The organism is Aeromicrobium sp. PFPM2_SD2 (assembly GCF_057364525.1).
This window is the reverse complement of the sequence record NZ_JBNFNZ010000004.1, coordinates 1-23,552: the sequence shown is the minus strand read 5'-3', so window position 1 is coordinate 23,552 and position 23,552 is coordinate 1. Positions and strand designations below refer to the sequence as shown.

The following is a 23,552-nucleotide window of genomic DNA, read 5'->3' as shown; positions in this document are numbered from 1 at the left end:
CTGGCCGTCCCGCTGGCCCAACTGGTCTGAGCTAGGCGCGGGCGGTCGCGCGCAGGTCGGCGCGCTCGCCCAGCGACCCGGCGACGAGCAGCCCGATCGCCAGCGCGTAGGTGAGCATGATCCACAGTCCCTCGGGCGCCGGCGTCCAGCGTCCGGCCACGTCGAGGGCGATGAGGGCGTCGGACACCAGGAACACCAGGCCGCCCACGGCGGCCACCGGTCCCGCCGCCCAGGCGCACACCGCGGTCGTCGTCAGCAGCAGCGCGTACACGGCCACGGGCACCCGCAGGCCGGGCTCCAGGCCGCCCCAGACCCAGGCGACGAGCGCGACGGCCACGGCCACGTAGACCGCTCCGACCAGCGGCCGGTCGGCCAGCCAGTCCACGGCTCCGCGCGAGACGAGGTAGGCGACGAAGCAGACGTGGGCCGCGGCGAAGGCGGCCATGCCGGGCAGGAACCACGTGTCGGACGGCGTCAGCTCGAGGAACAGGTCGCCCAGGACGCAGGCCGCGAGCACCAGCACGAGGATCCGCGGGCCGCCGCTGGCCAGCACCCACGCGGCGAGCAGGGGCGCGAGCAGGCACTTCGTGACCGAGTCCCACGGCGAGGTGCCGGTCACGTTCAGCACCAGGTGGACGACGGCGACGACGGCGAAGGCGACGGGCCAGGCGAGGGGCGACATGGGCCGAACCGTAGCGAGGGCGAGGTCCAGCGCCGGGTCTTGACGACGTGCACGACGCGGCCAATACCTAACGATGTGCTTAACCATTCGGAAGACCTCGACACCGTCTTCCGTGCCCTCGGCGACGGGACCCGGCGCGCGATCCTCGCCCGCCTGGCCCGCTCGGCGGCCACGGTCAGCCAGCTGGCCGAGCCGTTCGAGATGTCGCTGCCGGCGGTGCTGCAGCACCTCAAGGTGCTGGAGTCCGCCGGTCTGGTCGCCTCCCAGAAGGCCGGCCGCGTCCGGACGTACCGGGTCGTCCCCGGGGCGCTCGACACGGCGGGCCGCTGGATGGGGACCGTCCGCACCCCGGCCGAGCGGATGCTCGACCGGCTCGAGGCGCACCTGGACGAGCACGACCCACCACCGATCGAGGAGTCCCGATGAGCACCACCACCGAACGGTCGCAGGCCCACCACACCTTCGTCGTGGAGCGCGACCTGCCCCACCCCGTCGAGCGCGTCTGGCGCGCGTTCGCCGACCTGGAGTCCAAGCGTCGCTGGTTCGGCGCCGAGGACGAGCACCTGGAGTCGTCGGAGTACCGCGACGACTTCCGCGTCGGCGGGCACGGCGTCAGCGCCGGCCGGTTCGACGGCGGGCCCGAGCACCGCTTCGTCTCGACCTACACCGACATCGTCGAGCACCAGCGCATCGTCTACGCCTACGACATGTGGATCGACGGGCAGCACATCTCCACGTCCGTCACGACGATCGTGCTCGAGCCGGCCGAGGGCGGCACCCGCCTGACGTTCACCGAGCAGGGCGTCCACCTGGACGGGTTCGACGACGGACGCATGCGGGAGGAGGGCACCCGCGAGCTGATCGAGGCGCTCGCCGCGTCGCTCGGCTGACGTCGTCGCCCGGGAATGGACGAGGCCCCCGCACCGTGACGGTGCGGGGGCCTCGTGCGTTCAAGCAGTGGCTGCTCGAAGGATCAGAGCGGGCGGATGTTGGCCGCCTGCAGGCCCTTCTGGCCCTGCTCGACGTCGAACTCGACCTTCTGGTTCTCGTCGAGCGAGCGGTAGCCGCTGGTCTGGATGGAGCTGAAGTGAGCGAAGACGTCCTCGCCGCCGTCGTCGGGGGCGATGAAGCCGAAGCCCTTCTCAGCGTTGAACCACTTCACGGTTCCGGTAGCCATAGTGTTCTCCTTCCGGTGGTGTGGCCCACGCACGGTCGTGCGAGAGCCGGTCGCGCAAACATCAACCTGGAGAAGAACTGCTGGTGCCTCCGAGGAGGCGCATTCGAAACCGGGGTACAACGTCGAGCAACTGCCTCAACCGTACAGGACGGGACGTCGCGTGTGCACCCACACGTGGCCGACCTCTCGGTGAAGAGCCGATGAACGAGCGGGCGCGGTCGGCGCGGTCCCCGTCGTGAGGCGTGGGATTCGGCCCGGAACGGCTCAGGTGTGGCCGGATCCGGCCGATGGGACCGACCGGCCGGACCTCGGCCGTGACGTTCGTGACCTTCGTGACTGGAGATGCTCGATGGCCTTGACCCGTGTGCTGCGTGACCGCTCGATCGGGACGCGTCTGGGTGCCGTGTTCGCGCTCTGCGGCCTGCTGCTCGGGGCCGCCATCACCGTCGACCTGGTCTCGCAGGCGCGGGCGCAGGAGAAGCAGGACGAGCTGGCCGACGCCTACGAGGCGCGCCGTATCTCCGACGACCTGCTCATCCGCATCAACGACATCACCGGCTGGCAGGGCCTGTACATCGCCGAGGCGGCGGCGAACGGCATCCGCAAGGGCCTGGCCGACGACGCCTACAACATCGCGGGCTTCGCCGACTCTCAGAAGGGCATCGAGCAGATGTTCGCCGAGATCGACCGCGACGTGCTGGCCCCCGTGGAGCTGAAGGCCGTCGAGGACGCCGAGGCCCAGTTCGACCAGTTCTTCGCCGAGGACGTCAAGCTCCGCGAGCAGCTGCGCACCGAAGGACGGCGCGCGCTGCCGGAGATCCTGGCCAGCATCAACGGCGGACCCGCCGGCGAGGCCTGGGAGGCCGTGTACGGCGAGGCCGACACGCTGAGCACGTCGGTCGCGAAGCGGCTCAAGACGCTGCAGGACGAGCAGGAGTCGACCGTCGCCACCGGCCGCACCCTGTACCTGGGCGTCCTGGCCCTCGCCGCCGCGCTGACGGTCGCGCTGCTCGTGCTCGTGACCCGTTCGGTCACCCGTCCGCTGGGCCGCATGGTCGAGCTGCTCGGCACCGTCGCGACCGGACGCCTGGACGTCCGCGCCGACGCCGCCGGCAAGGACGAGGTCGCCCGCATGGGCACCGGGCTCAACGGCGTCCTCGAGACTCTCGCCGCGTCGATGCGCCAGCTGGACGAGCAGGCGACCGCGCTGGCCGGCGCGTCCGAGCGGCTCACCGGCGTCTCGGCGTCGATGTCCGGGTCGGCGACGGAGTCGGCCACGCAGGCCGAGCTCGTCGCGGACTCGGCGAACGTCGTCTCGACCAACGTCCAGACCGTCGCCGCGGGCACCGAGGAGATGTCGGCGTCGATCCGCGAGATCGCGCACAGCGCCAGCGAGGCGGCGACCATCGCGGCCAGCGCGGTGACGGCGGCCAGCAGCACGAGCGAGACCGTCGCGCGGCTCGGCACCTCGTCGGCCGAGGTTGGCGACGTCGTCAAGGTCATCACCTCGATCGCCGAGCAGACCAACCTGCTCGCGCTCAACGCGACGATCGAGGCGGCGCGTGCGGGCGAGGCGGGCAAGGGCTTCGCCGTCGTCGCCAACGAGGTCAAGGAGCTGGCGCAGGAGACCGCGCGGGCCACCGAGGACATCGCCCGCCGGGTGCAGGCCATCCAGGGCGACACCGAGGAGGCGGTCGCCGCGATCGGCCAGATCTCGGACGTCATCGGGCAGATCAGCGACAGCCAGACCACGATCGCGTCGGCGGTGGAGGAGCAGACGGCCACGACCAACGAGATGAGCCGCAACGTCGCCGAGGCCGCGAACGGCTCGGTCGCCATCGCCGGCACGGTCAGCGGCGTCGCCCGCTCGGCCGCCGAGAGCCGTGAGGCTGCGGACAGCACCCGTGAGGCGGCCGAGGACCTGTCCCGGATGGCCGGCGACCTGCGCACCCTGGTGGGGCGCTTCGCCTACTGACCCCTGGTCCCAGCGGTCCGTGTCCCGCTCGGGCGGACGCGGGCCGCTGTCGTGCGTGGACCCGTCGCGGCGGTAGGCCCCGTGGGACTCGAACCCACAACCCGCGGAGTAGTGGGTGCGTCTGCGGCGCTGGATGGCTGGTGATGGGCGGGAGCGGATAATGGCCCGACCCGCAGGGGTTGGAACGTGAAACTGCGTCCTGAGCGATGGACGAGGATGCCCGGTGGTGGACGTGAATTCGGGGAGTAACCGGGGACCGTGGGAGCGTCGACTCGAGGGCTGGCGGGCGTGCCCAGCAACGGCCTAAGCGCGTGCGGCACCACGGAACGCTGGTCGAAGCGAGCAACGCATGCGCGGCGGGTTCGCGTGAAGCGATCGCCGATTGTGGTCTCACGACACGGTCCGACGCTTCTTTCCGAGAAAGGAGCATGCAGCCATGCTCGCCGCCCAGCGACACCGCAGCCGACGCTGGTGCTGAGCGCTTAACGCGGTCCGTCGCGGAGAGACTCGAGCCGGCTGGGCTCCTTCGATGCGTCCGCCTGCGAAGCCGCTTCCGTGAGCTGATGACTTCCAAGGTATGCCTCACTCAGTGCGACCGTTCGCTTCTAGCCGCGCCCCATCCCGTTCCCTGCGTCCGTACCGGCCCGACTTCCGCGATCTTCCTGGTCGTCGCCTATCGTTCGGGCAACACGAAAGTGTTGAGTCTCGACGCGGTTAGAGGAGGCGTCCAGGAATGGCTGGGATCCGGGCACGGGAGGGCTCCGACCTGGACGTCGGGCTCACAACCGGCGCCCTCCGGGCGATCATGGCGGCACCGGCCACCGGTGCGGGTCGGGCGGAGGATCTGGCCCGACGCCTCGGAGACGCGATCCGGGTCGGGCTCATCCTGGATGGAGAACGGCTTCCTTCTGAGGCGCGGCTGGCGGCGCAACTCGGCGTCGCTTCTGTCACGCTCCGCGAGGTCTTGAGAATCCTCCGCGGTGAAGGTCTGATCGCGACCCGTCGTGGACATGGCGGTGGCACAGTGATCACCGCGCCCGTGGATCGCGAAGCATCGTTCGCGACCCGGTTGGCGCGACTGTCGCTGCTTGACATCCGCGACCTGGGCGACCAGCGTCGAGCGATCTTTGCCACGGCCGCAGAGCTCGCGGCTGAACGGGCCCTGCCGAGCGAGGTGAAGCGGTTGGAGTCTCACGTCGAGCGCTTGCGAGTCGGCCGCGAAGCCGGAGAGCTCCGTCGAGCCGACTCGTTGTTCACGGTCGAGGTGTCGGGAGCGGCACAGTCGCCACGCTTGGCGCGTGAGGACCTTCGGCTTCGGGCGGAGGTTGGCGATCTGTTGTGGATGCATCCCAGTGACGACGAGATCAAGCGGGCAGTGGAACTACGCACCGAACTCGTCGCGGCCGTCACCGCGCGCCACGCAGGTGCGGCGCGCAACGCGGCTCGCGCAGTCATCGAGCATGACACGCGCCGCCTGGTGACCAGTCGTATCGCGTCCCAAAGCTCAAGGTCTGGCGAGGGCCTGGACATCGACGGACCTGTGCGGGGGCTCCAGCGTCGGCTGACTCGAATCGTGGACTCACTGCAAGTGCTCGCGGGCTCGTTCGGTGACCTCGTCGCGGCGCGCAGCTCCGAGGGTGGCGTTCGCCGCCGTGATCTGGCTGAGCTCCGTCCCGACATCGAGAAGGTCCTCGCCGACCATGCCGGCACCCTCATCGGGGCGGGCGTCGTGCTTCGTCCTGGGCTGCTCGGCGATGTCGAGCGCTGGCTCGAGTGGCTGTGGACGGCGCAGGACGGGCGCGTGGAGCCGTTGAGGATCAACCTGGACCCGGCGGCGCCCGACTTCTACGACTATGCGCTCGCGGAGTGGTTCGATCACGCCCGCATCTCGCGCACGCCTGAGGTGACAGGCCCCTACGTGGACGCATCCTGCACGGGCGAGTACGTCCTGACCGTCTCGGTTCCGGTCCACCTGCGTGGGGAGTTCATCGGAGTTGTGGCCGGTGACGTTCCGGCCAGCGTGATCGAGTCCATCGTCACTGCCCAGGCTGCGCCGACCCCGTACGTCCTGGTTGGGAAGGACCGTCGGGTCCTCGTGTCCACGCATGAGCTCCATCTGCCCGGCGAGCTGATGGAGGGCGGGTCTACGCCCGGCGAGACGGTCCAGGTCCTGGATGTGGGAGCGCTGGAAACCAACTTGTAACGAAGTTGGATCGGGAAGAACGCAGAAATGCGTTGACGAACGAAAACTAGTTTCATAGGTTTGAGGCCCACGTCACAGAGGAGCCTCCGATGAGCACGTTCGCTGAGCCGCAATCCGTCGAGTCCCTGAACGCGGAGGCGCCTGTCAGGGCGCTGATCGATGGCGAGTGGCGTCTCGGAAGCGCCGGCGACTTCGAGGTCAGGTCGCCGCAGGATGGTCGTGTGCTCCGCCATGTCACGGCGTGCGGGATCGACGACGTCGATGCCGCGGTCCGCGCCGCTCGAGCGGCGCATCCAGGGTGGGCCGCGCTCCCCGTCATCGAGCGGACCAAGATCATGCGTCGCATCCATGCCGTGTTCACCGAACGGGCGGAGGAGGTGGCCCAGACCCTGATCGCGGAGATCGGCAAGACGATCGACGAGGCTCGCGAGGAGGTGCACGAGTACTCGGCGCCCTCGTGGCAGAAGGCCGGCGAGGAGATCCTCCGCCACCGCGGACTCTCCTTCCCGTCGACGCAGGAGCAAACCACCAACAAGCGCCTGGTGCAGAGCTTCCGGCCCCTAGGCGTCGTCGGCGTGGTGACGCCCTACAACTTCCCTACTGACATCTCGTCGATCGCCCTCGCGCACATCGTCGCGGCCGGCAACACAGTCGTGTGGAAGCCCTCCGAGTACGCGGCCATCAGCTGCAGCATGATGGGAGAGATCTTCCAGGAAGCCGGACTTCCCGCGGGTGTCATCAACATCGTGCACGGCGCGGGTGAAGTCGGCTCCGCGGTCACGACCCACGCCGACGTGGACGGAATCTTCTTCACCGGTTCCACGGCGACGGGCGAGCGGATCGCCCGCGACGCCGCGCTTCGCCCGCACCTCTTGGAACTGGGTGGTGACGGGCCGTTCATCATCCTGCCGGACGCGGACCTCAACGCGGCAGTCGATGGGGCGATGAACGGCTGCTTCTACTACGCGGGTCAGGTCTGTACGTCGGCCGAGCGCCTCCTCGTCCACGCTGACGTCCACGACGAATTCGTCTCCGAGCTGCTCGACCGCGCTTCCGAACTGGTCGTGGGGGATCCCGCCGATCCGCGCACGACCATGGGGCCACTGCGCAACCAGGCGTCGGTCGACCGAGTGCGGGCCCACGTCGCTGATGCGCGCGCCAAGGGGGCGAAGGTCTACCAGTTCGGCGAAGAGCGGGGTCTTTTTACCCCGCAACGGTGCTCACCGGAGTGACTCCGGACATGACCATCGTGCAGGAGGAGACGTTCGGCCCGGTCGCGCCGATCGTGAAGGTCGACTCGATCGCTGAGGCCGTCGAAATCGCGAACTCTACCGATCTGGGTCTCATCGCATCGTTGTGGACAAAGGACTTGGCAACCGCTTGGCGCGTCGGTGAAGCGCTCCAGCATGGGAGCGTCAATGTCAACGAGACCAGCAACTACTGGGACCAGCTGGCTCCCTTCGGCGGCGCGAAGCGCAGCGGAGTGGGCCGTGAGCTCTCGCAGTGGTTCTTGCAGACGTTCACCGAATCGAAGCTGCTCGTCTTCGACCTGGGAGACACGACGACCCGGTACGACCGCCGTGCCGAAGGTGGCTGGTGACCGCTGGCTCGGGTCGGCGAATCGATTTTCAACTCAACAACCGCTGAGGCCCCGCGTTACTCCGAGGCCACGGCACAGCTGGCGGCTCGTCCGCCGAACGGAGGATCCATGACTGACAACACAGTCTCGGGGGATCGACGCCACGCCGATGACGACGCGCATCTGGCGTCGCTTGGCTACACGTCAGACTTCAAGCGCACGATGAACCTGTGGGAGAACTTCTCCCTGGGGTTCACGTATCTGTCCCCGGTAGTCGGCGTGTACTCGCTGTTCGCCTTCGCCCTCGGGACGGGTGGGCCGCCGATGATCTGGGCGGTAGTCATCGCCGCGGTCGGGCAGCTGCTCGTGGCACTGGTGTTCGGTGAGGTCGTCTCGCAGTTCCCCGTGTCCGGGGGCGTCTATCCCTGGGCAAGGCGTCTGTGGGGACGCAAGTGGGCCTGGATGACGGGCTGGGTGTACATGCTCGCCCTGGTCGTCACGATGGCCAGCGTCTCCTACGGCGCGGGTCCCTTCGTGGCCATGGTGCTGGGCATCGAGCCGACGACGACCGTGACGGTCGTCTGCGCGGTCTCGATCATCGTCCTGGTGACCATCCTGAACCTCGGCGGTACCAGCCTGTTGGCGAAGGTCGCCTTCTTCGGGTTCGCCGCCGAGCTGGCGGGCGCGATCGTCGTGGGTGCGTGGCTTCTGTTGACGGAGCGTCACCACGGCTTGGGCGCATTGTTCAGCACGGAGGGAGCGGGCTCGGGCGGTTCCTACATCTCGGCATTCCTCGCGGCCTCGTTGATCGGCGTCTACCTCTACTACGGCTTCGAGGCCTGCGGCGACGTCGCCGAGGAGGTGGTCAACCCCGGGCGTCAGATTCCGAAGGCCATGCGAATGACGATCTATATCGGCGGTGCGGCGGCCTTTTTCATCACCCTCGCCCTCGTCCTGGCGGTGCCAGACTTTGGAGCGGTGATGAGCGGGGCGGACCCTGACCCGGTGACGACCGTGCTGAGCAAGGCCTTCGGGGACGTCGGCTTCCGGATCGTTCTGGTCGTGGTGCTCATCTCCTTCTTCTCGTGCGCACTCAGCCTGCAGGCCGCCGCGAGCCGCCTGATCTACGCGTACGCCCGCGACGAGATGATGCCGGGAAGCCACCTGTTCCGGAAGTTCTCCGCGAGCCGTCACGTGCCCCCGTACGCGCTGCTGCTCACGGCGGTGATCCCGATCGCCATCGTCCTGGGATCGCAGGTCTCTGACAACGCGCTGACCCGCATCGTCTCGTTCGCATCGCTCGGCATCTACCTCGGCTTCATGATGGTTGTCCTGGCGGCTCTGCGTGCCCGCTTGCGCGGATGGCGGCCTTCGGGACGGTTCACGCTGGGAGCCTGGGGTCTGGCTATCAACGTCGCAGCGCTGGCGTACCAGGTGGCTGCGGCGACGAACATGGCGTGGCCTCGCACTCCGGACGCGGCCTGGTACGACAACTACCTCGTGCTGCTGTCCGTCGGGATCGTGCTCGGGGTCGGTCTGCTGTACCTGTTCCTCGGCAACCCGCACGACCGCAGCGACGCGCCGTACGGCGACGCCGCCGACCTGCACAAGACCGGCGACAGCGACACGGCGCGCTAAGGCCGCGGGACGGGGCGCCGCGAGCTGAGTACCTCGTGGACCGGGCGAACATGCACGTCCGGTCCACGGGGCCGTTCCTTGGTTCCCTCCACGGCCGCGGCGTCCCTGAGGCACCTCTACATCAACGCATCACGGAAAGCAGATACATGACCGTCTTCGCAGTCGTCAACCCGGCCACCGGAGAGACTCTGAAGGAATACCCGACGTCGACGCCGGCCGACCTGGACGCAGCCCTCGGCGCGGCGCACCACGCGTACGTGGAGTGGTCGCGGAAGTCGACGGTGGCCGAGCGCGCGGCCCTCGCACAGCGGGTCGCCGAGCTCTTCCACGATCGCAAGGAGGAACTAGGCGCGATCATCAACCGCGAGATGGGCAAGCCGCTCGACCAGGCGATCGGGGAGGCCGAATTCTCGGGAGACATCGCCGCTTCGTTCGCCAAGAACGCCGAGGTGTGGTTGGCAGACGAGGAGCTCGAGGTCGAGGACGGGCTGCGGACGTTCTTCCGCTACCAGGGCCTGGGCGTCATCTTGGGCATCATGCCGTGGAACTACCCCTACTACCAGGTCGCGCGCTTCGCCGTGCCGAACCTGATCCTGGGCAACTCAGTAGTCGTGAAGCACGCCACCCAGTGCCCGGAGTCCGCCCTGGCGCTCGAGCAGCTCTTCCGCGATGCAGGCTTCCCCGAGGGCGCCTACGTCAACGTCTTCGCCTCGCACGACGACATCGCCATGATGATCGAGGATCCTCGTGTCCAGGGCATCTCGCTGACTGGTTCTGAGCGCGCCGGCGCGGTTGTCGCCGAGCAGGCGGGAAGGGCGCTGAAGAAGTGCGTGCTGGAGCTGGGCGGCTCGGATGTCTGCCTGGTGCTCGACACCGACGACCTCGATCATGCTGTGACTCAGGCCGTGAACGGCCGGATGGAGAACACGGGCCAGGCATGCAACGGGCTCAAACGAATCGTCGTCCTCGACGAGTACTTCGACGAGTTCGCCAAGAAGTTCGAGGCAGCGATCGGTGGCCAGTCGTACGAGAACGGCGACTACGGGCCGTTGTCTTCGACTGGCGCCACGGACAGGCTCGCCGGTCAGGTGCAGCGTGCCCTCGACCAGGGCGCATCGCTGCTCATCGGCGACAACACGCCGTCGGGCAACGTCTACGCTCCCGCCGTGCTGAAGGACATCACGCCGGAGATGGACGTCTACAGCGAGGAACTCTTCGGTCCGGTTGCGCAGCTCTACCGCGTCGCGAGCGACGAGGAGGCCGTCCGGCTAGCGAACTCCTCGCCGTACGGACTGGGATCGGTCGTGATCTGCGATGACCTCGAGCGTGCCGAGGCGATTGGCAATCAACTCGACGTGGGCATGGTCTTCATCGGAGCCGCGGGCCTGGAGGGGCCTGACGTTCCCTTTGGTGGCGTCAAGAATTCCGGCTACGGCCGCGAGCTCGGCAAGGCCGGCATGCTCGAGTTCGCCAACAAGAAGCTTTTCCGCTTTGCCAAGTAGCGTGACGGGCTATTGCCGCGGCCCATCTCGGCCGCCCCGTGGGGCGGCTGGGATGGGCCGACGCGCGTCTATCGCCGGGACACGCGGCCGTAGTCACCCACCCCGCCCGCGTTCTGTCATGCCTCATCACGGCCTGCGTGATCCACGCAGCGGCTATTGATCACCGAAAACTAGTTTCATATGTCGCACTCCACATTCCAGAGGGAGAACGGCGCCTGGAACAAGGAGGTCCCAAGTCCGTGTAGCGCGGTGCGCCGTACGACTGCAGGTCCGCGCCGGGGCGCTCTCCCCGTGCAAGAGAACCGGGATCCGGTTGCAAGATCATCATCGACGCGTGGTTCAGCCCGCGACGACGGATGGAAGGAGGAAGTCATGCGAACGCTGGAAGACGTACTGATTGTCGGTGGAGGCATCGGTGGCCTCGGTCTGGCCAATGGACTGGCCGCCGGCGGAGTCCGCGTAGACGTCGCGGAACCGGATGGCCGCGTCCTGGGGGCCCGAGAGGGGATTCGCAACTACCAGCCCGAGGTGGACTTCTTGAAGGCGGTCGAGTTGCCCCCCATCGACGGCACGGACTTTCCCGCCGAGATCGTCGTCGGGCGGCCGGTCCTTCACCGGATCCTGCAGGAGGAGGCGGAACGTCGGGGGGTGAACGTGTACCACGGTATGACTGTTGACTCGGTCGAGGACCAGGGGGACTCCTGTTCGGTCACGTTCACCGACGGCACGACAGGGGTCTATGACCTGGTGGTGGGCGCCGACAGCGCGTACTCGGAGACAGGCGAGCATATCGATGACTGGGTGAACGTGGAGTTCTCCGAGCTCGGATCGTGGCGGGTTCTCATTCCCCCGACGGGAGATCGGGGCCGTCCCCAGACGTATGTAGGCGGAGGGAACCACTTCTGCCAAGTGCCCTGCGGGCTGGACGTGATCTATGCCGGCCTCAGTGACGTCCGGAGCGAGGCGCGTCGTGACCCGACACGAGCGCGCGAGGGAATCCGGTAGGGCCGGTAGTCCGCCACGCCGCAGCCGTGCAGCTCCTTGCTCTCCGAGAGGGCCGGTACGAAGGAAACCTCATCACAGTCGGCGTGAGACGCGCGCGATGCCGCCGCGCTGTTCCACGATCTCGGCGTGTCCTCGACGAGGTCGTGGCCCGGACGCGCAGGTTCCTCGCCGACGAACCTGTCGACGAGCCGTCGCGGAGCTCCGATGGCTCCCCGCAATGGGCTGTCGCGAGTGAGCTGACCTGGATGGCGACATGCGATCTGAGGCATGGACCGCGGGATTCAGTCGCCGCGGGCGAATCATCCGCACGGACGAACACGGGCGGAACCGCGGCGCCTTGTACGTTTCGATGGAATCGATCCAGTCCTGTGCAGTCCGACGAAGGAGCATAGATGTCCTTACCTACGGTGGCCTCCTTGTGCTCAAGTCTCGGTCACCATCTCGAGCCAGCAGAAGGCTCCCGGGCATCTGAGGTTGAGATCACTGCTGTGCACATCAGCGAGCTGACCGACCCGAACGCCTACCTGAGTGGGGGGGAACTGCTCCTGACGACCGGCCTGGCTCTGCCGACCAGTGAGATCGGTTGTCAGGGGTACGTCGCGCGACTCGTCGAGGCGAACGTCAGCGCCCTCGCGCTAGGTCTGGGTCCGGTGCACAGTGCCCCCCGGAGCCGCTCGTTCAGGCCTGCCGCGACGTGGGGCTGGCGCTCCTCACAGTGCCTGCTCCGACCCCGTTCCTCAAGATTTCGAAGGCCTACTGGGCGGCGCGTTCCCGATCGACCGAGCAGCGGCTGAGTGACGCCGTCGCCGCCCACCGTGCTTTGGTGGACGCGGCTGTGGCGACCGACCCAGCAGCCGCGATCCTTCGCCGGCTGGCCCGGCTCCTCGACGGGTGGGCGGCGCTGCTGGCCTCCACTGGCGACGTGGACCAGGTCTACCCACTCTCGATGGGCGAAGAGGCGGAAGAGGTCCGCGCAGAAGTCGGTCGGCTTCAGGTCGCAGGCGTGCACTCATCCGCCTCGTTCAACGTCGGCAGGCACGTCGTCCTGGTTCTGCCGCTCGCGGTGGAGGGGCGGATCGTCGGTTACCTCGCCGCCGGCTCACCCGGCCAGCTCGAGCCCTCTGAACGCCGCGTCGTGCTGACTGCCGCGGCGCTGCTCAGCCTCGACGCCGTGCGCGGTCTACGCGACCGGTCGATCCATCAGGCGACCCGCCGGTGCATCGCCCTGCTGATGGACGCCGGCATGGTCGAAGCCGCACACCGCCTGGCAGCCGACACCGGTGTGTCGATCCCTCGCCGCGAGGTCGCGGTGATGGCCGTTCGGGCCAGGGACAGTGAGTCGACATGCTCCCAGGTCGAACGATGGTGCCCCGAGGCGCTGACCGTGACCGTGGATCGTTCGCTCGCGTGGTTCATCGTGCCGGGCGACCATCGCGATCCGGTCGAGCTGGTCGAGCAGCTGCACCTGACGGATCCCAATGCCGGTCTCGCGCTCTCTGATCCCGTGCCTGCCGAGGCGGCAGGCCCGACGCGTGTGCGCCTGCTCCGAACCCTGAACTCCGCAAAACCCGGCGCTGTGGTCCTGCCACGGTCCACAGATGCCGTTCGTGTGCGCCAATCGCTCGATGCGTTTCTGTCGGCTGCCTCGCCCGAGGTCCGTGACGCACTGGTGTCCTACCTGCGGCACCGCGGCCAGTGGGAGCAGGCCGCCAAGGCCCTCGACCTGCATCGGAACACCGTCCGGTACCGGTGAGTCGTGCACGCGACCTGCTCGGTCTAGAGCTGGACGACCCTGACATCGCGGCCGAGATCTGGCTGGCCTTGCGCGCCCGAGGCGCCGCATGAACGAGCCGAGCTCGTCGCTTCTACGAAAACAGTCAACTTTCGTCGGATCATCCAAAGATGGGGAGGTTGCACGTTCCTAGGATCGAGCCAATCGACCTGACGGAGGAACAATGTCGCAGCCCGAACAGCGCCGGATCCTAGCGACGGGCATCCCGGGCCCCCAGTCGCAGAAGCTGCAAGAGCAGCGCGGTGCCGAGCTGGCCGCCGGTCTCGGGATGACGATGCCGGTCTTCGTCGACCATGCTGGTGGGGGCATCATCGTCGACGTCGACGGCAACCACATCATCGACTTGGCTTCGGGTATCGCCGTCACGAGCGTCGGGGCGTCGGATCCCGAGGTGGTCCGTCGTGTCGCTGAGCAGGCTGAGCGCTTCACCCACACGTGCTTCCTCGTCACCCAGTATGAGGGCTTCGTCGATGTGGCCGCCGCGCTCAACCGCCTGACTCCGGGGGACCACGAGAAGAAGACCGCTCTGTTCACCACGGGTTCCGAAGCCGTGGAGAACGCGATCAAGATCGCTCGTACCGCCACGGGCCGTCCGGCCGTGGTGGTGTTGGGACACGCCTACCACGGTCGAACCCTCCTCACGATGTCGATGACCGCGAAGAACGTGCCGTACAAGGAGGGCTTCGGCCCGTTCGCGCCCGAGGTGTATCGCGTCCCGTCTCCCTACCCCTACCGGTGGCCCTCCGGGCCCGAGAACGCGGCGACCGAGGCACTTGCAGCGCTGGAGGAAACCGTCTTGACGCAGATCGGTGCCGGCAATGTCGCCGCGATCGTGGCCGAGCCCATCCAGGGGGAGGGCGGGTTCATCGTCCCGCCGCGCGGATACCTGAAGGCGGTCCAGGAGTTCGCCTCCGAGCACGGCATCGTCTTCGTGGCTGACGAGATCCAGACCGGTCTCGCTCGCACCGGTGCGATGTTCGCGTGTGAGCACGAGGACGTGGTGCCGGATCTGATCACTACGGCCAAGGCTCTCGCTGGAGGCATGCCGCTGGCCGCGGTGACGGGGCGTGCAGAGCTCATGGACAGCGTTGCCGCGGGGGGCCTCGGGGGAACCTACGCCGGGAACCCGGTCGCGTGCGCTGCGGCGCTCGGCGCCATCGCGACGATCGAGAACGAGAACCTTGTCGAGCGCGCAAGGGCGATCGAGCATCGAGTCAAGCCCCGACTCGAGGCGTTGCTCGGCGAGCAGTCCGTCGTCGGTGACGTTCGGGGACGCGGCGCGATGCTGGCGTTGGAGTTCGTGGAGCCAGGCACCGACGTGCCGGCGCCGGAGATCGCTCGCGCGGTCGCCGCCCGATGCCACAGCGAGGGTGTCCTGACGCTTGTCTGTGGGACGTTCGGCAACGTGATCCGGCTGTTGCCCCCGCTGGTCATCCCGATGGATCTCTTGGACGACGCCCTCGACGTGCTCATCGCCGCGGTCGAGGTGAACCAGTGAGTGCCGCGTCCTACAACCCCCGGACGGGCGGGGTGGTGGCGACGGCGAACGTCACGGCTCCCGAAGCGGTGACCGCCATCGCGAGAAGAGCATCGGAGGCAGCGCCTCTAGTCGCCAGCGTCAGCCCGGCCGTCCGTCGTGAGTGGCTGTACGCCATCGCCGACAGCCTCGAGGCGCACCGAGTCGAGCTCGCTGCACTCGCCGAGGCGGAGACCGCGCTTGGGGAAGAGCGCCTCCTGGGCGAGGTGGCTCGTGCTGCAAACCAACTGCGATTCTACGGCGACGTAGCCGTGGAGGGGTCCTACTTGGGCGTCACGATAGACCCGGCATTGCACGGGAACCCGGAGATCGTGCGCGTGAATCGCCCCCTGGGTCCCGTCGCAGTGTTCGGCGCGAGCAACTTCCCGTTCGCGTTCAGTGTGCTGGGCAACGACACCGGCGCCGCGCTGGCCGCTGGCTGCCCGGTCGTTGTCAAGGGCCATCCCGCACACCTGGGGTTGAGCCTTCGGCAGGCGGAGCTCGCCCGCGAAGCCCTCGCCGGCACGGGCGCTCCGGTCGCGCCTTCGACATCGTCATCGGCCTCGATGCCGGCGTGGACCTGGTCAAGGCGCCCGAGATTGCAGCCGTGGCTTTCACCGGATCTCAGCGCGGCGGTCTGGCTCTGTGGCAGTTGGCCAACGAGCGGGACGTGGTCATCCCCGTCTACACGGAGATGGGAACGGTCAATCCTGTCATCGTGACGCACGACGGCGCTCGCGACATGCGTTCAGTCGCCGCGGGATTCGTCGCGTCTTTCACTATGGGCCACGGACAGTTCTGCACCAAGCCCGGCCTGATGGTCGCTCCTGCTGGCGCAGACGCTGCGCGCTCGGTCGCCGACGCCCTGCGCGAGGCATCCCCTCGACCGGTCATGCTCACCGAAGCCATCGCGCGGTCGGTGACCGACGGGATCGCCGAGATGGTCGACGCCGGAGCGGAGGTCGTCGCGAGCCTGGACGGTGAGAAGGCGCCGGGCTGGCATGCGCCCGCGGCCGTGCTGCGCGCAGACCTCACCGACTTGAAGCCCGGAAGCAGGCTTCTGGAGGAGTGCTTCGGCGCCGTGGCCTTGGTCTGCGAGTACGAAACCGAGGACGAGCTGTACGCCGTTCTGGAGACGCTCCAGGCTTCCTTGGCCGCCAGCGTCATCACGGGAGGCGCGAAGGACGGCCAGGCGTCGGCGCTCGTCGAAGCGATCAGTCGCAAGGTCGGGCGCGTAGTCATCGACGGCTGGCCCACCGGCGTTGCATTCACCTGGGCACAGCAGCATGGAGGGCCCTGGCCGTCGACGTCGGTCCCGTCCGCGACGTCGGTCGGGGCACACGGCCTGGACCGATTCGTTCGGCCCGTGGCGTTCCAGTCGTCGCGCGATGACTTGCTCCCCGCAGAGGCTCGGTCGGACAACCCCTGGAACGTCCCGCGCCGCGTCGCCGGCCGCCGAGACCCGGAGGGACGGTCGTGACGCTTCCGCTGGAGGGAGTGCTCGTCGCCGACTTCAGCAGGGTGCTGGCCGGCCCGTTGGCGGCCGCCACGCTCGCCGACCTGGGCGCAGAGGTGATCAAGGTCGAGCGTCCGGGGGTTGGGGACGACACCCGCCATTGGGGGCCGCCCTGGACGGAAGGGTCGAGTTCGTACTTCGAGAGCGCGAACCGGTCCAAGAAGTCCGTTGAGCTTGATCTGGGCGATCCTGAGGATCTCCGGCTCGCTCAGGAGCTGGCCGGTCGTTGTGACGTCCTCATCGAGAACTTCCGGTCCGGGACTCTTGAACGCCGGGGACTCGGCTACCAGCAGGTAGCGGCAGGAAATCCCGGCGTCATCTACGCCTCCATCACGGGATTTGGTAGCGGGGTCGGTGCCAACTTGGCCGGCTACGACTTCCTTGTGCAGGCCGTTGGCGGCCTGATGAGCATCACCGGTGACGACCAGCCGACGAAGGTGGGCGTGGCACTCGTCGACGTCCTGACGTCGAAGGACGCTGTGACCGCGATCCTGGCGGCCCTGCATGCTCGCTCGCGCCTCGGACGCGGCCAGCTCGTCGAGGTCAACCTGCTGTCGAGCCTCCTGGGCTCGCTGGCCAACCAGGCATCGGCATACCTGGCAACGGGCTTTGCACCGCAGCGCATGGGCAACCGGCACCCCTCAATCGCGCCGTACGAGACGCTCGAAGCCCAGGACGGGCACATCGCCATCTGCTGCGGGAACGACTCGCAGTTCGCGAAGCTGACCGTCGTTCTAGGCTCACCCGCCCTCGCTCACGACCCCCGGTTCACGACGAACGCCGACCGGGTGGCGCATCGCGATGAACTGGTATCAACCCTTGAGGCCTCATTGGCGAGCAACACCGTCGGCCACTGGATCGAACGACTTACCGAAGTCGGAGTGCCGGCGGGGCAGGTCGGAGACATCGCGGACGCATTCGGTCTCGCAGAACGACTCGAGCTGAACCCGACGGTCGACGTCGGTGATGGCTCAGCGCCCCAGGTACGCAGCCCCATCACGTTCTCAGCAACCCCGATCACGGCCTACGCAGCACCACCGCTGCTGGGCCAGCACAACGACGACGTACGTCGTTGGCTGACCAAGGAGACATCATCATGAGCACGACGACCGCCCTGCCTGCGTTCGCACCCCTCGATCCCGTCGGCATCGACGACCTGCTGTCAGCCGATGAGAAGGCCGTGCGCGCCTCGGTGCGACAGCTGTGCGCGGAGCGCATCGACCCGTACGTGGCCGACTGGTTCGAGCGCGGCACCATCGACGACGTGAGGGGTCTCGCTAAGGAGCTCGGCTCACTCGGCGTCCTCGGCATGCACCTGGAGGGCTACGGCTGCGCCGGCATGTCCGCCACCGAGTACGGGCTCGCCTGCCTGGAGCTCGAGGCGACCGACTCGGGTATCCGCTCGCTGGTGTCTGTTCAAGGGTCTCTCGCCATGTTCGCGATCTGGCGCTGGGGGTCCGAGGACCACAAGAACGAGTGGTTGCCGCGCATGGCCGCGGGCGAGGCGATCGGCTGCTTCGGTCTCACCGAGCCCGATGTCGGCTCGGATCCGGGCAGCATGCTCACTCGCGCCCGGCGTGATGGGACGGACTGGATCCTAGACGGCCGGAAGATGTGGATCACGAACGGCTCGATCGCCGACGTCGCCGTGGTCTGGGCGCAGACCGACGAGGGCGTCCGTGGGTTCGTCGTGCCTACGGCGACGCCCGGTTTCAGTGCCCCCGCGATCAAGCACAAGCAGTCCCTGCGCGCGTCAGTCACCAGCGAGCTCGTCCTCGACGGCGTGCGAGTGCCCGAGACCGCCGCGTTCCCCGAGGTCCGAGGTCTCAAGGGGCCATTGAGCTGCCTGAACGAGGCGCGCTACGGCATCATCTGGGGCGCCATGGGCGCGGCCCGGTCGTCGCTGGAGACCGCCCTGTCGTACGCCAACGAGCGCGTGCAGTTCGCCGGCCGATCTCTGGCTTCCAGCTGACGCAGCAGAAGCTCGTCGACATGAACCTGGAGTACACCAAGGGTGTGCTGCTCGCGCTTCACCTCGGCCGGCGCAAGGACGCAGGTTCGCTGCGGCCCGAGCAGGTGAGCCTGGGCAAGCTGAACAACGTCCGTGAGGCTCTCGACATCTGCCGCACCTCTCGTACCGTCCTGGGTGCAAACGGCATCTCGTTGGAGTACCCGGTGATTCGACACATGAACAACCTCGAGTCCGTGCTCACCTACGAGGGAACCGTGGAGATGCACACCCTCGTCGTCGGCCAGGCGATGACCGGACAGCCCGCCTTCCGCTGACCCCGACTCGGCTCACCGCAGCGCAGCGCTCGTCCGTGGCGCAACGCTGCGGTGAGCCAGGACGCCCCGGGAGGAGGCGCAGCCAACATGAACGATCTCGACCGGATCGGCGTCGTCGGCGCCGGCCAGATGGGCGCCGGCATCGCCGAAGTGTGTGCGCGTGCCGGTCTCGACGTCCTGGTACGTGAGGCCGATGACGCACGCCTCAGGGCCGCCCGTGACCGAGTCTACGAGTCGCTGGACCGAGCGCTCCGCAAGGGCAAGGTAACCCAGGCGTCGCACGACCGCGCCCTCGCGCACCTGACCTTCACGACCGATCTCGAGGACTTCCATGACCGCCACCTCGTGGTCGAGGCCATTGCGGAGGACGTCACCGCCAAGACCGCGGTGCTGGCCACCCTGGACGCAGTCGTGGCGGAGTCCGCGATCCTCGCGACCAACACCTCATCAATCCCCATCATCGACCTGGCGATGGCGACCAGTCGCTCGGACAAGATCGTCGGCCTGCACTTCTTCAACCCGGTGCCGGTGATGCCCCTCGTCGAGATCGTCCCGTCCCTGCGGACCTCGGTCGCGACGATCGAAGCGGTCACCGACTTTGTCACCACGGCGCTTGGGAAGCAGGCAATCACGTCCGCCGACCGTGCCGGCTTCGTCGTCAACGCTCTACTGGTCCCCTACCTCTTGTCGGCGATCCGCATGCTCGAGTCCGGTTTCGCCACCGCCGCCGACATTGACACCGGGATGCGACTCGGCTGCGCCCACCCCATGGGGCCCTGGAACTCGCCGATCTGATCGGACTAGACACCACGGCTGCCATCGCCGCCTCGATGTACGACGAGTTCAAGGACCCCAACTACGCAGCTCCCGCCCTGCTCCTACGCATGGTCAAAGCCCGACGGTTGGGTCGCAAGACTCGGCATGGCTTCTACGACTACGCCTGAGCGACGCACCGAAGGAGATTCAACCGTGACCACGATCGAGGGCGTCCCTGCCGGCGCCGGGATGTCCGCACACAGTGACCCTTTGACCGACGCGCGCAAACAACTGCGCGAGGCGGTGAACATCTTGGGTTACGACAGCAGCGTCTACGACATGCTCGCGGTCGCGCGGCGGGAGGTCACTGTCAGTGTGCCCCTGCGTCGCGACGACGGCAGCATCGAGGTCCTGACTGGACACCGCGTGCAGCACAACCTGTCCCGTGGCCCCGCGAAGGGCGGGATCCGGTTCAGTCCGCACGTCCACCTCGACGAGGTTCGCGCGCTCGCCATGTGGATGACCTGGAAGTGCGCGCTTCTGGATGTGCCGTACGGGGGCGCCAAGGGCGGCGTCACCATCGATCCCCGTCAATACAGCGAGGCCGAGCTGGAGCGGGTCACGCGTCGCTACACCAGCGAGATCTCGCCGATCCTCGGTCCCGGCATCGACATCCCCGCACCTGATGTAGGTACCGATGAGCGCACGATGGCGTGGCTGATGGATACCTACTCGGTGGCGAAGGGCCACACCGTCCTAGGTGTGGTCACGGGCAAGCCCCTGAGTGTCGGCGGATCTCTCGGGCGCGCCATGGCGACGTCCAACGGTGTTGTGCACGTCGCGCTGGCCGCTCTGGACGAGCTCGGCATCCCCCTCGAGTCCGTCTGCGTCGCCGTCCAAGGATTCGGAAAGGTCGGACGGGGCGCCGCGCGCGTCCTGCACGATGCCGGAGCGAAGGTCATCGGCATCAGCGACCAGTACGGAGCCATCGTCGACGAAGGCGGACTGGACATTCCCGCACTCGAAGACCATGTCGATGCCACGGGCTCCGTGGTCGGGTTCGCACACGCGGAACAGCTCGTCGACAAGGACTCGCTGCTGGAGCTGAACGTCACCGTGCTCATCCCCGCCGCCGTCGAGAGCGTGATCCACGCGGGCAACGCTCGGCACGTCAGGGCCCGGATCGTGGTCGAGGGAGCCAACGGACCGACGACTGCCGCGGCGGACGAGATCCTGCGAGAGCGCGACATCCTGGTCGTGCCCGACATCCTCGCGAACGCCGGCGGAGTCGTCGTGTCGTACTTCGAGTGGGTCCAGGCCAACCAGGCGTACTGGTGGAGCGTCCAGGAGGTGGAGCAACGGCTGGAGCAGCGCATGCGTCATGCGTGGGGTCGCGTCAGACTTCACGCGCTTACTCACGATCTGACGTTGCGCGCCGCAGCAACCTCGCTAGCCGTGCAAACGGTGGCCGAAGCCCATCGTGTGCGGGGCCTCTACCCGTGACGGTCGACTAGGGACTCCGGCATCTCGCGGTTCACGTCGGGACCGCACTCGCCCCACTGCCGGCCCCGGTCGTGCTTCGGCGGAATTGTGATGGCCGCACGTCGAAGCTCCGGAGCCGCTCATGGAGCACGACCGGGACGCTCGTCCACATGGTCTGCCCCTCGGCGGGCCTCAGCCGGTTCGCGAGCTGTTGGGCGTGCTGTGCGACGGGGGAGAAGAGGTCGTCAGCCCGAGGTGTGAAGCGCTACCTGGCGGGACCACAGAGGAGGCGCTGCGATCCCGTACCTCTGGGACGGGGCCGTCAGGCGTCCGCATCGGAACCACGTCAGCGGGAGTACGCACTCTGGGCGCCCACTCTTGCGGCTGGGTAAAGCCGCGAGTCTCGCGGGTTCGCCCAACGACGGATCGGCCGGCACCATGCGAGCCGGTGTCGGATGCTAGCGAGGTCCTCGCAGGGGCCGGGGCACGGCGGCATCTCGAAACGGCGGACACACAGTTCCATCTGATCGCCGTCTGGCCCCGAGCCGGACTTGGCGTTCGTCCTGTCCGGTGGCACGGTTCGTCCGTCAGCACGGGCAGACGACAGGCGCCTACACACTCGGATCACGCAGGACAGCGGCGCGCCCGAGACACGCTGGCGAGAACAAGCAGTGCAAGGATTGCTTGCGGGTTGGAGCCGGCCCGGCCATCCTGCGACCGGCCGCGACGACGCTCGGGCGCGCAAGGTCGCCGATGCGCAACCGCGAGCCCGGCCGCCATCCCTGATCGCGCAACCCGCCTGCCAGGGGCGTCCGTCAGGGCAGGTTCACGCGCCAGGCGCCGTCCACGAGCTCGAGCTGCACCTTGCCGTCCGCCCCTCGCAGACGGCCAAGCAGGTCCGGGTCGAGCATGGCGTGGATCGCCACACCATCGGCGAGACCCACGAGCTCGATCGCGTGCTGCGTGGCGTCGAGCGTCTCGGGCAGCTCCCCCTGGCGCTGCGCGTCAACGATGATCCGCTCGACCACGCGGCGCCAGTTGTGCAGGTAGTCGACGACTTCCTCACGAGCGTCCGGGTTGGCGGCGGCCTCGGCGTAGAAGACGAGGAAGATGCGGGTCATGGCCACGCGACGGTCGTCCAGCGGCAGGATGCTCTCGAGCAACAGGGCCAGCCGCTTCAGCGGCGCCGCGCTCGGATCGAGCCGCAGATGACGGAAGTGCCGGCCCTGGACCTCGGCCGCACGACGCAGCGCGCCGACCAGCAGGTCGTGGTGTGAGCGGAAGTAGTGGTTGATCACTCCCGTGGACCAGCCGGACCGTTCCGCGACGGCCTTGGCGGTGACGGCCTTGATGCCGTGCTTGGCGACGATGTCGAGCGCGGCGTCCGCGAGCTCGGAACGACGCTGTTCGTGGTCGACCACCTTGGGCATGGAGCTCTCTTTCCCATTCGGCTCGAGCATACGCCTTTTAACACGCTCGACATATGAAAACCTCCTGTATCAGGAGCTGTAGCCGCGAAAGTCCGACGAAACACCCCGGAAACACGGGCACAGGATTCGAGCAGTGTGGCTCTTGACACACGGCTCGGACCGAGCCTAGGTTTCTTATTTAGATCAGCCGATATAGAAAACCAGGAGATCATGAGTCCGCTCGGAGACCGTCGGTCGAGACGGACCCGGTGTCGTCGTCGGCAGGCTGACCTGGACGCGAACGTCCCCACGTCCTCGAGGGACGGCCACCCCCGGAGCGCCCGCGGTCGAGAACGTGAGTCCCGTGGGCACAGGGCGATCGCGACGACGCAGCGCTACGTGCACCTCGCCCCACGGGTCGACTCGGTGGCACCTACGGGGCTCCCTGCCCCACGTTGGGCCCACGCGGCGGTTGGCATGGGGCGGCGCTGCCCGCGTTTCCGCAGGTCAGCGCCGGTAGGCCCCGTGGGACTCGAACCCACAACCCGCGGATTAAAAGTCCGCTGCTCTGCCAGTTGAGCTAGAGGCCCGAGGCGCCCCGGGAGCCCGGCCGCGCCTCGGCTCGATTGTGACAGAACGCGGAACGCCGGGGACGCGGGTACGGGGGCCCGGTCAGCGGTCGGTCCGGCGCTCCTCGCCCCATGCCTGGGTGCGGAGCCCCAGCGACCGGCTGACCGCGAGCTCGGTGCGCAGCAGGCACCACGCCGTGGCCGCCCACGTGACGGTCATGACGACGACGAACGCCAGCAGCACGGAGTCGTCCTGCACGACCAGCACGTAGTAGACGCCGCTCGCGCTCATGAGCAGGCCGATCACCGCCACGGCGCTCAGCGCGGACCGCACGATCATGCGTCCGCTGAACAGCCCAGTGACCATGCCGCCCGGCGCGGACGAGCCGGAGCGGCTCGCCCGGTCCACGTACGCGTCGCTGACCCGCCGGCCCGCGCGGGGCGACAGCGCGCCCGAGCAGGGGC

At 68.0% G+C, this 23,552-nt stretch carries 17 protein-coding genes, 1 tRNA gene and 4 pseudogenes; 17 read left to right on the top strand and 5 right to left on the bottom strand.

The annotated features are described in order from the left end of the window. Positions 1 to 31: 31 nt before the first annotated feature. Positions 32 to 682, bottom strand: a complete 651-nt coding sequence (locus AC2W7G_RS00910) for a lysoplasmalogenase family protein (RefSeq protein ID WP_485866763.1) — start codon at positions 680 to 682, stop codon at positions 32 to 34. Between the two features lie 75 nt (positions 683 to 757). Here AC2W7G_RS00910 and AC2W7G_RS00905 point away from each other — a divergent pair, with 75 nt between their 5' ends. Together AC2W7G_RS00905 and AC2W7G_RS00900 are read left to right on the top strand one after the other, a co-directional pair. After that, entirely contained in the window at positions 758 to 1,108 is a 351-nt protein-coding gene (locus AC2W7G_RS00905) for an ArsR/SmtB family transcription factor (protein WP_485866762.1), read from the top strand. Next, positions 1,105 to 1,572: an SRPBCC family protein gene (locus tag AC2W7G_RS00900; RefSeq protein WP_485866761.1), complete on the top strand. Its 468-nt coding sequence runs from the start codon at positions 1,105 to 1,107 to the stop codon at positions 1,570 to 1,572. The genes AC2W7G_RS00905 and AC2W7G_RS00900 overlap by 4 nt, the downstream gene beginning before the upstream one ends. Positions 1,573 to 1,655: 83 nt before the next feature. On the opposite strand, the gene AC2W7G_RS00895 is transcribed toward AC2W7G_RS00900, so the two are convergent. Continuing rightward, positions 1,656 to 1,859, bottom strand: coding sequence for a cold-shock protein (locus AC2W7G_RS00895; protein WP_485866760.1), 204 nt, complete (start codon positions 1,857 to 1,859; stop codon positions 1,656 to 1,658). A 349-nt stretch (positions 1,860 to 2,208) separates the two neighbouring features. On the opposite strand from AC2W7G_RS00895, the gene AC2W7G_RS00890 reads away from it, so the two are divergent. The 15 genes and pseudogenes from AC2W7G_RS00890 to AC2W7G_RS00820 all read left to right on the top strand — a co-directional run bounded on the left by AC2W7G_RS00890 (position 2,209) and on the right by AC2W7G_RS00820 (position 21,130). Beyond that, the gene (locus AC2W7G_RS00890) at positions 2,209 to 3,834 is read left to right on the top strand and encodes a methyl-accepting chemotaxis protein (protein ID WP_485866759.1); all 1,626 of its coding nucleotides are present in this window, start codon (positions 2,209 to 2,211) and stop codon (positions 3,832 to 3,834) included. 733 nt (positions 3,835 to 4,567) lie between these two features. Further along, complete coding sequence (locus AC2W7G_RS00885; protein WP_485866758.1) at positions 4,568 to 6,037, top strand: cache domain-containing protein; 1,470 nt, start codon at positions 4,568 to 4,570, stop codon at positions 6,035 to 6,037. Between the two features lie 89 nt (positions 6,038 to 6,126). Continuing rightward, positions 6,127 to 7,637, top strand: a pseudogene (locus AC2W7G_RS00880) (aldehyde dehydrogenase family protein). A gap of 108 nt (positions 7,638 to 7,745) precedes the next feature. After that, the gene (locus tag AC2W7G_RS00875) at positions 7,746 to 9,254 is read left to right on the top strand and encodes an APC family permease (RefSeq protein ID WP_485866757.1); all 1,509 of its coding nucleotides are present in this window, start codon (positions 7,746 to 7,748) and stop codon (positions 9,252 to 9,254) included. A gap of 146 nt (positions 9,255 to 9,400) precedes the next feature. After that, positions 9,401 to 10,756 carry an aldehyde dehydrogenase family protein gene (locus AC2W7G_RS00870; protein WP_485866756.1) on the top strand — a complete coding sequence of 452 codons (1,356 nt, stop codon included), beginning with the start codon at positions 9,401 to 9,403 and terminating at the stop codon, positions 10,754 to 10,756. A 372-nt stretch (positions 10,757 to 11,128) separates the two neighbouring features. After that, on the top strand, positions 11,129 to 11,761 hold the full coding sequence (locus AC2W7G_RS00865) for a Rossmann-fold NAD(P)-binding domain-containing protein (RefSeq protein WP_485866755.1): 633 nt from the start codon (positions 11,129 to 11,131) through the stop codon (positions 11,759 to 11,761). A gap of 392 nt (positions 11,762 to 12,153) precedes the next feature. Further along, a complete protein-coding gene (locus tag AC2W7G_RS00860) occupies positions 12,154 to 12,555 on the top strand; it encodes a PucR family transcriptional regulator ligand-binding domain-containing protein (RefSeq protein WP_485866754.1) in 402 nt (133 codons plus the stop codon). Beyond that, positions 12,456 to 13,514 carry a helix-turn-helix domain-containing protein gene (locus AC2W7G_RS00855; RefSeq protein WP_485866753.1) on the top strand — a complete coding sequence of 353 codons (1,059 nt, stop codon included), beginning with the start codon at positions 12,456 to 12,458 and terminating at the stop codon, positions 13,512 to 13,514. The genes AC2W7G_RS00860 and AC2W7G_RS00855 overlap by 100 nt, the downstream gene beginning before the upstream one ends. A gap of 202 nt (positions 13,515 to 13,716) precedes the next feature. After that, a complete protein-coding gene (gene gabT, locus AC2W7G_RS00850; RefSeq protein WP_485866752.1) occupies positions 13,717 to 15,051 on the top strand; it encodes a 4-aminobutyrate--2-oxoglutarate transaminase in 1,335 nt (444 codons plus the stop codon). Next, positions 15,048 to 15,524 (top strand): annotated as a pseudogene (locus tag AC2W7G_RS00845) (aldehyde dehydrogenase family protein); the annotation flags it as partial. The gene gabT and the pseudogene AC2W7G_RS00845, both read left to right, overlap by 4 nt. Positions 15,525 to 15,643: 119 nt before the next feature. Further along, complete coding sequence (locus AC2W7G_RS00840; protein ID WP_485866751.1) at positions 15,644 to 16,549, top strand: aldehyde dehydrogenase family protein; 906 nt, start codon at positions 15,644 to 15,646, stop codon at positions 16,547 to 16,549. Further along, positions 16,546 to 17,685 carry a CaiB/BaiF CoA transferase family protein gene (locus AC2W7G_RS00835; protein ID WP_485866750.1) on the top strand — a complete coding sequence of 380 codons (1,140 nt, stop codon included), beginning with the start codon at positions 16,546 to 16,548 and terminating at the stop codon, positions 17,683 to 17,685. The genes AC2W7G_RS00840 and AC2W7G_RS00835 overlap by 4 nt, the downstream gene beginning before the upstream one ends. Beyond that, positions 17,682 to 18,871, top strand: a pseudogene (locus AC2W7G_RS00830) (acyl-CoA dehydrogenase family protein). The gene AC2W7G_RS00835 and the pseudogene AC2W7G_RS00830 overlap by 4 nt, the downstream one beginning before the upstream one ends. A gap of 87 nt (positions 18,872 to 18,958) precedes the next feature. Further along, positions 18,959 to 19,815: pseudogene (locus tag AC2W7G_RS00825) on the top strand (3-hydroxybutyryl-CoA dehydrogenase). A gap of 25 nt (positions 19,816 to 19,840) precedes the next feature. After that, positions 19,841 to 21,130 (top strand): Glu/Leu/Phe/Val family dehydrogenase, encoded by a 1,290-nt coding sequence (locus AC2W7G_RS00820; protein WP_485866749.1) that lies wholly within the window; start codon positions 19,841 to 19,843, stop codon positions 21,128 to 21,130. A 794-nt stretch (positions 21,131 to 21,924) separates the two neighbouring features. Here the strand turns inward: AC2W7G_RS00820 and AC2W7G_RS00815 are convergent. The 3 genes from AC2W7G_RS00815 to AC2W7G_RS00805 all read right to left on the bottom strand — a co-directional run. Next, positions 21,925 to 22,539, bottom strand: coding sequence for a TetR/AcrR family transcriptional regulator (locus AC2W7G_RS00815; protein WP_485866748.1), 615 nt, complete (start codon positions 22,537 to 22,539; stop codon positions 21,925 to 21,927). Positions 22,540 to 23,035: 496 nt separating this feature from the next. Continuing rightward, a tRNA-Lys gene (locus tag AC2W7G_RS00810) sits at positions 23,036 to 23,108 on the bottom strand. An 82-nt stretch (positions 23,109 to 23,190) separates the two neighbouring features. Then, positions 23,191 to 23,552 (bottom strand): hypothetical protein (locus AC2W7G_RS00805; RefSeq protein ID WP_485866747.1); only part of this gene is annotated, 362 nt, incomplete at its 5' end.

Bases quoted from the DNA above. Each gene is read 5' to 3' on its own strand.
- AC2W7G_RS00860 (WP_485866754.1), top strand. From the start codon at position 12,154: ATGTCCTTACCTACGGTGGCCTCCTTGTGCTCAAGTCTCGGTCACCAT.
- AC2W7G_RS00875 (WP_485866757.1), top strand. From the start codon at position 7,746: ATGACTGACAACACAGTCTCGGGGGATCGACGCCACGCCGATGACGAC.
- AC2W7G_RS00910 (WP_485866763.1), bottom strand. From the start codon at position 682: ATGTCGCCCCTCGCCTGGCCCGTCGCCTTCGCCGTCGTCGCCGTCGTC.
- gabT (WP_485866752.1), top strand. From the start codon at position 13,717: ATGTCGCAGCCCGAACAGCGCCGGATCCTAGCGACGGGCATCCCGGGC.
- AC2W7G_RS00890 (WP_485866759.1), top strand. From the start codon at position 2,209: ATGGCCTTGACCCGTGTGCTGCGTGACCGCTCGATCGGGACGCGTCTG.
- AC2W7G_RS00900 (WP_485866761.1), top strand. From the start codon at position 1,105: ATGAGCACCACCACCGAACGGTCGCAGGCCCACCACACCTTCGTCGTG.
- AC2W7G_RS00885 (WP_485866758.1), top strand. From the start codon at position 4,568: ATGGCTGGGATCCGGGCACGGGAGGGCTCCGACCTGGACGTCGGGCTC.
- AC2W7G_RS00815 (WP_485866748.1), bottom strand. From the start codon at position 22,539: ATGCCCAAGGTGGTCGACCACGAACAGCGTCGTTCCGAGCTCGCGGAC.
- AC2W7G_RS00865 (WP_485866755.1), top strand. From the start codon at position 11,129: ATGCGAACGCTGGAAGACGTACTGATTGTCGGTGGAGGCATCGGTGGC.
- AC2W7G_RS00870 (WP_485866756.1), top strand. From the start codon at position 9,401: ATGACCGTCTTCGCAGTCGTCAACCCGGCCACCGGAGAGACTCTGAAG.
- AC2W7G_RS00895 (WP_485866760.1), bottom strand. From the start codon at position 1,859: ATGGCTACCGGAACCGTGAAGTGGTTCAACGCTGAGAAGGGCTTCGGC.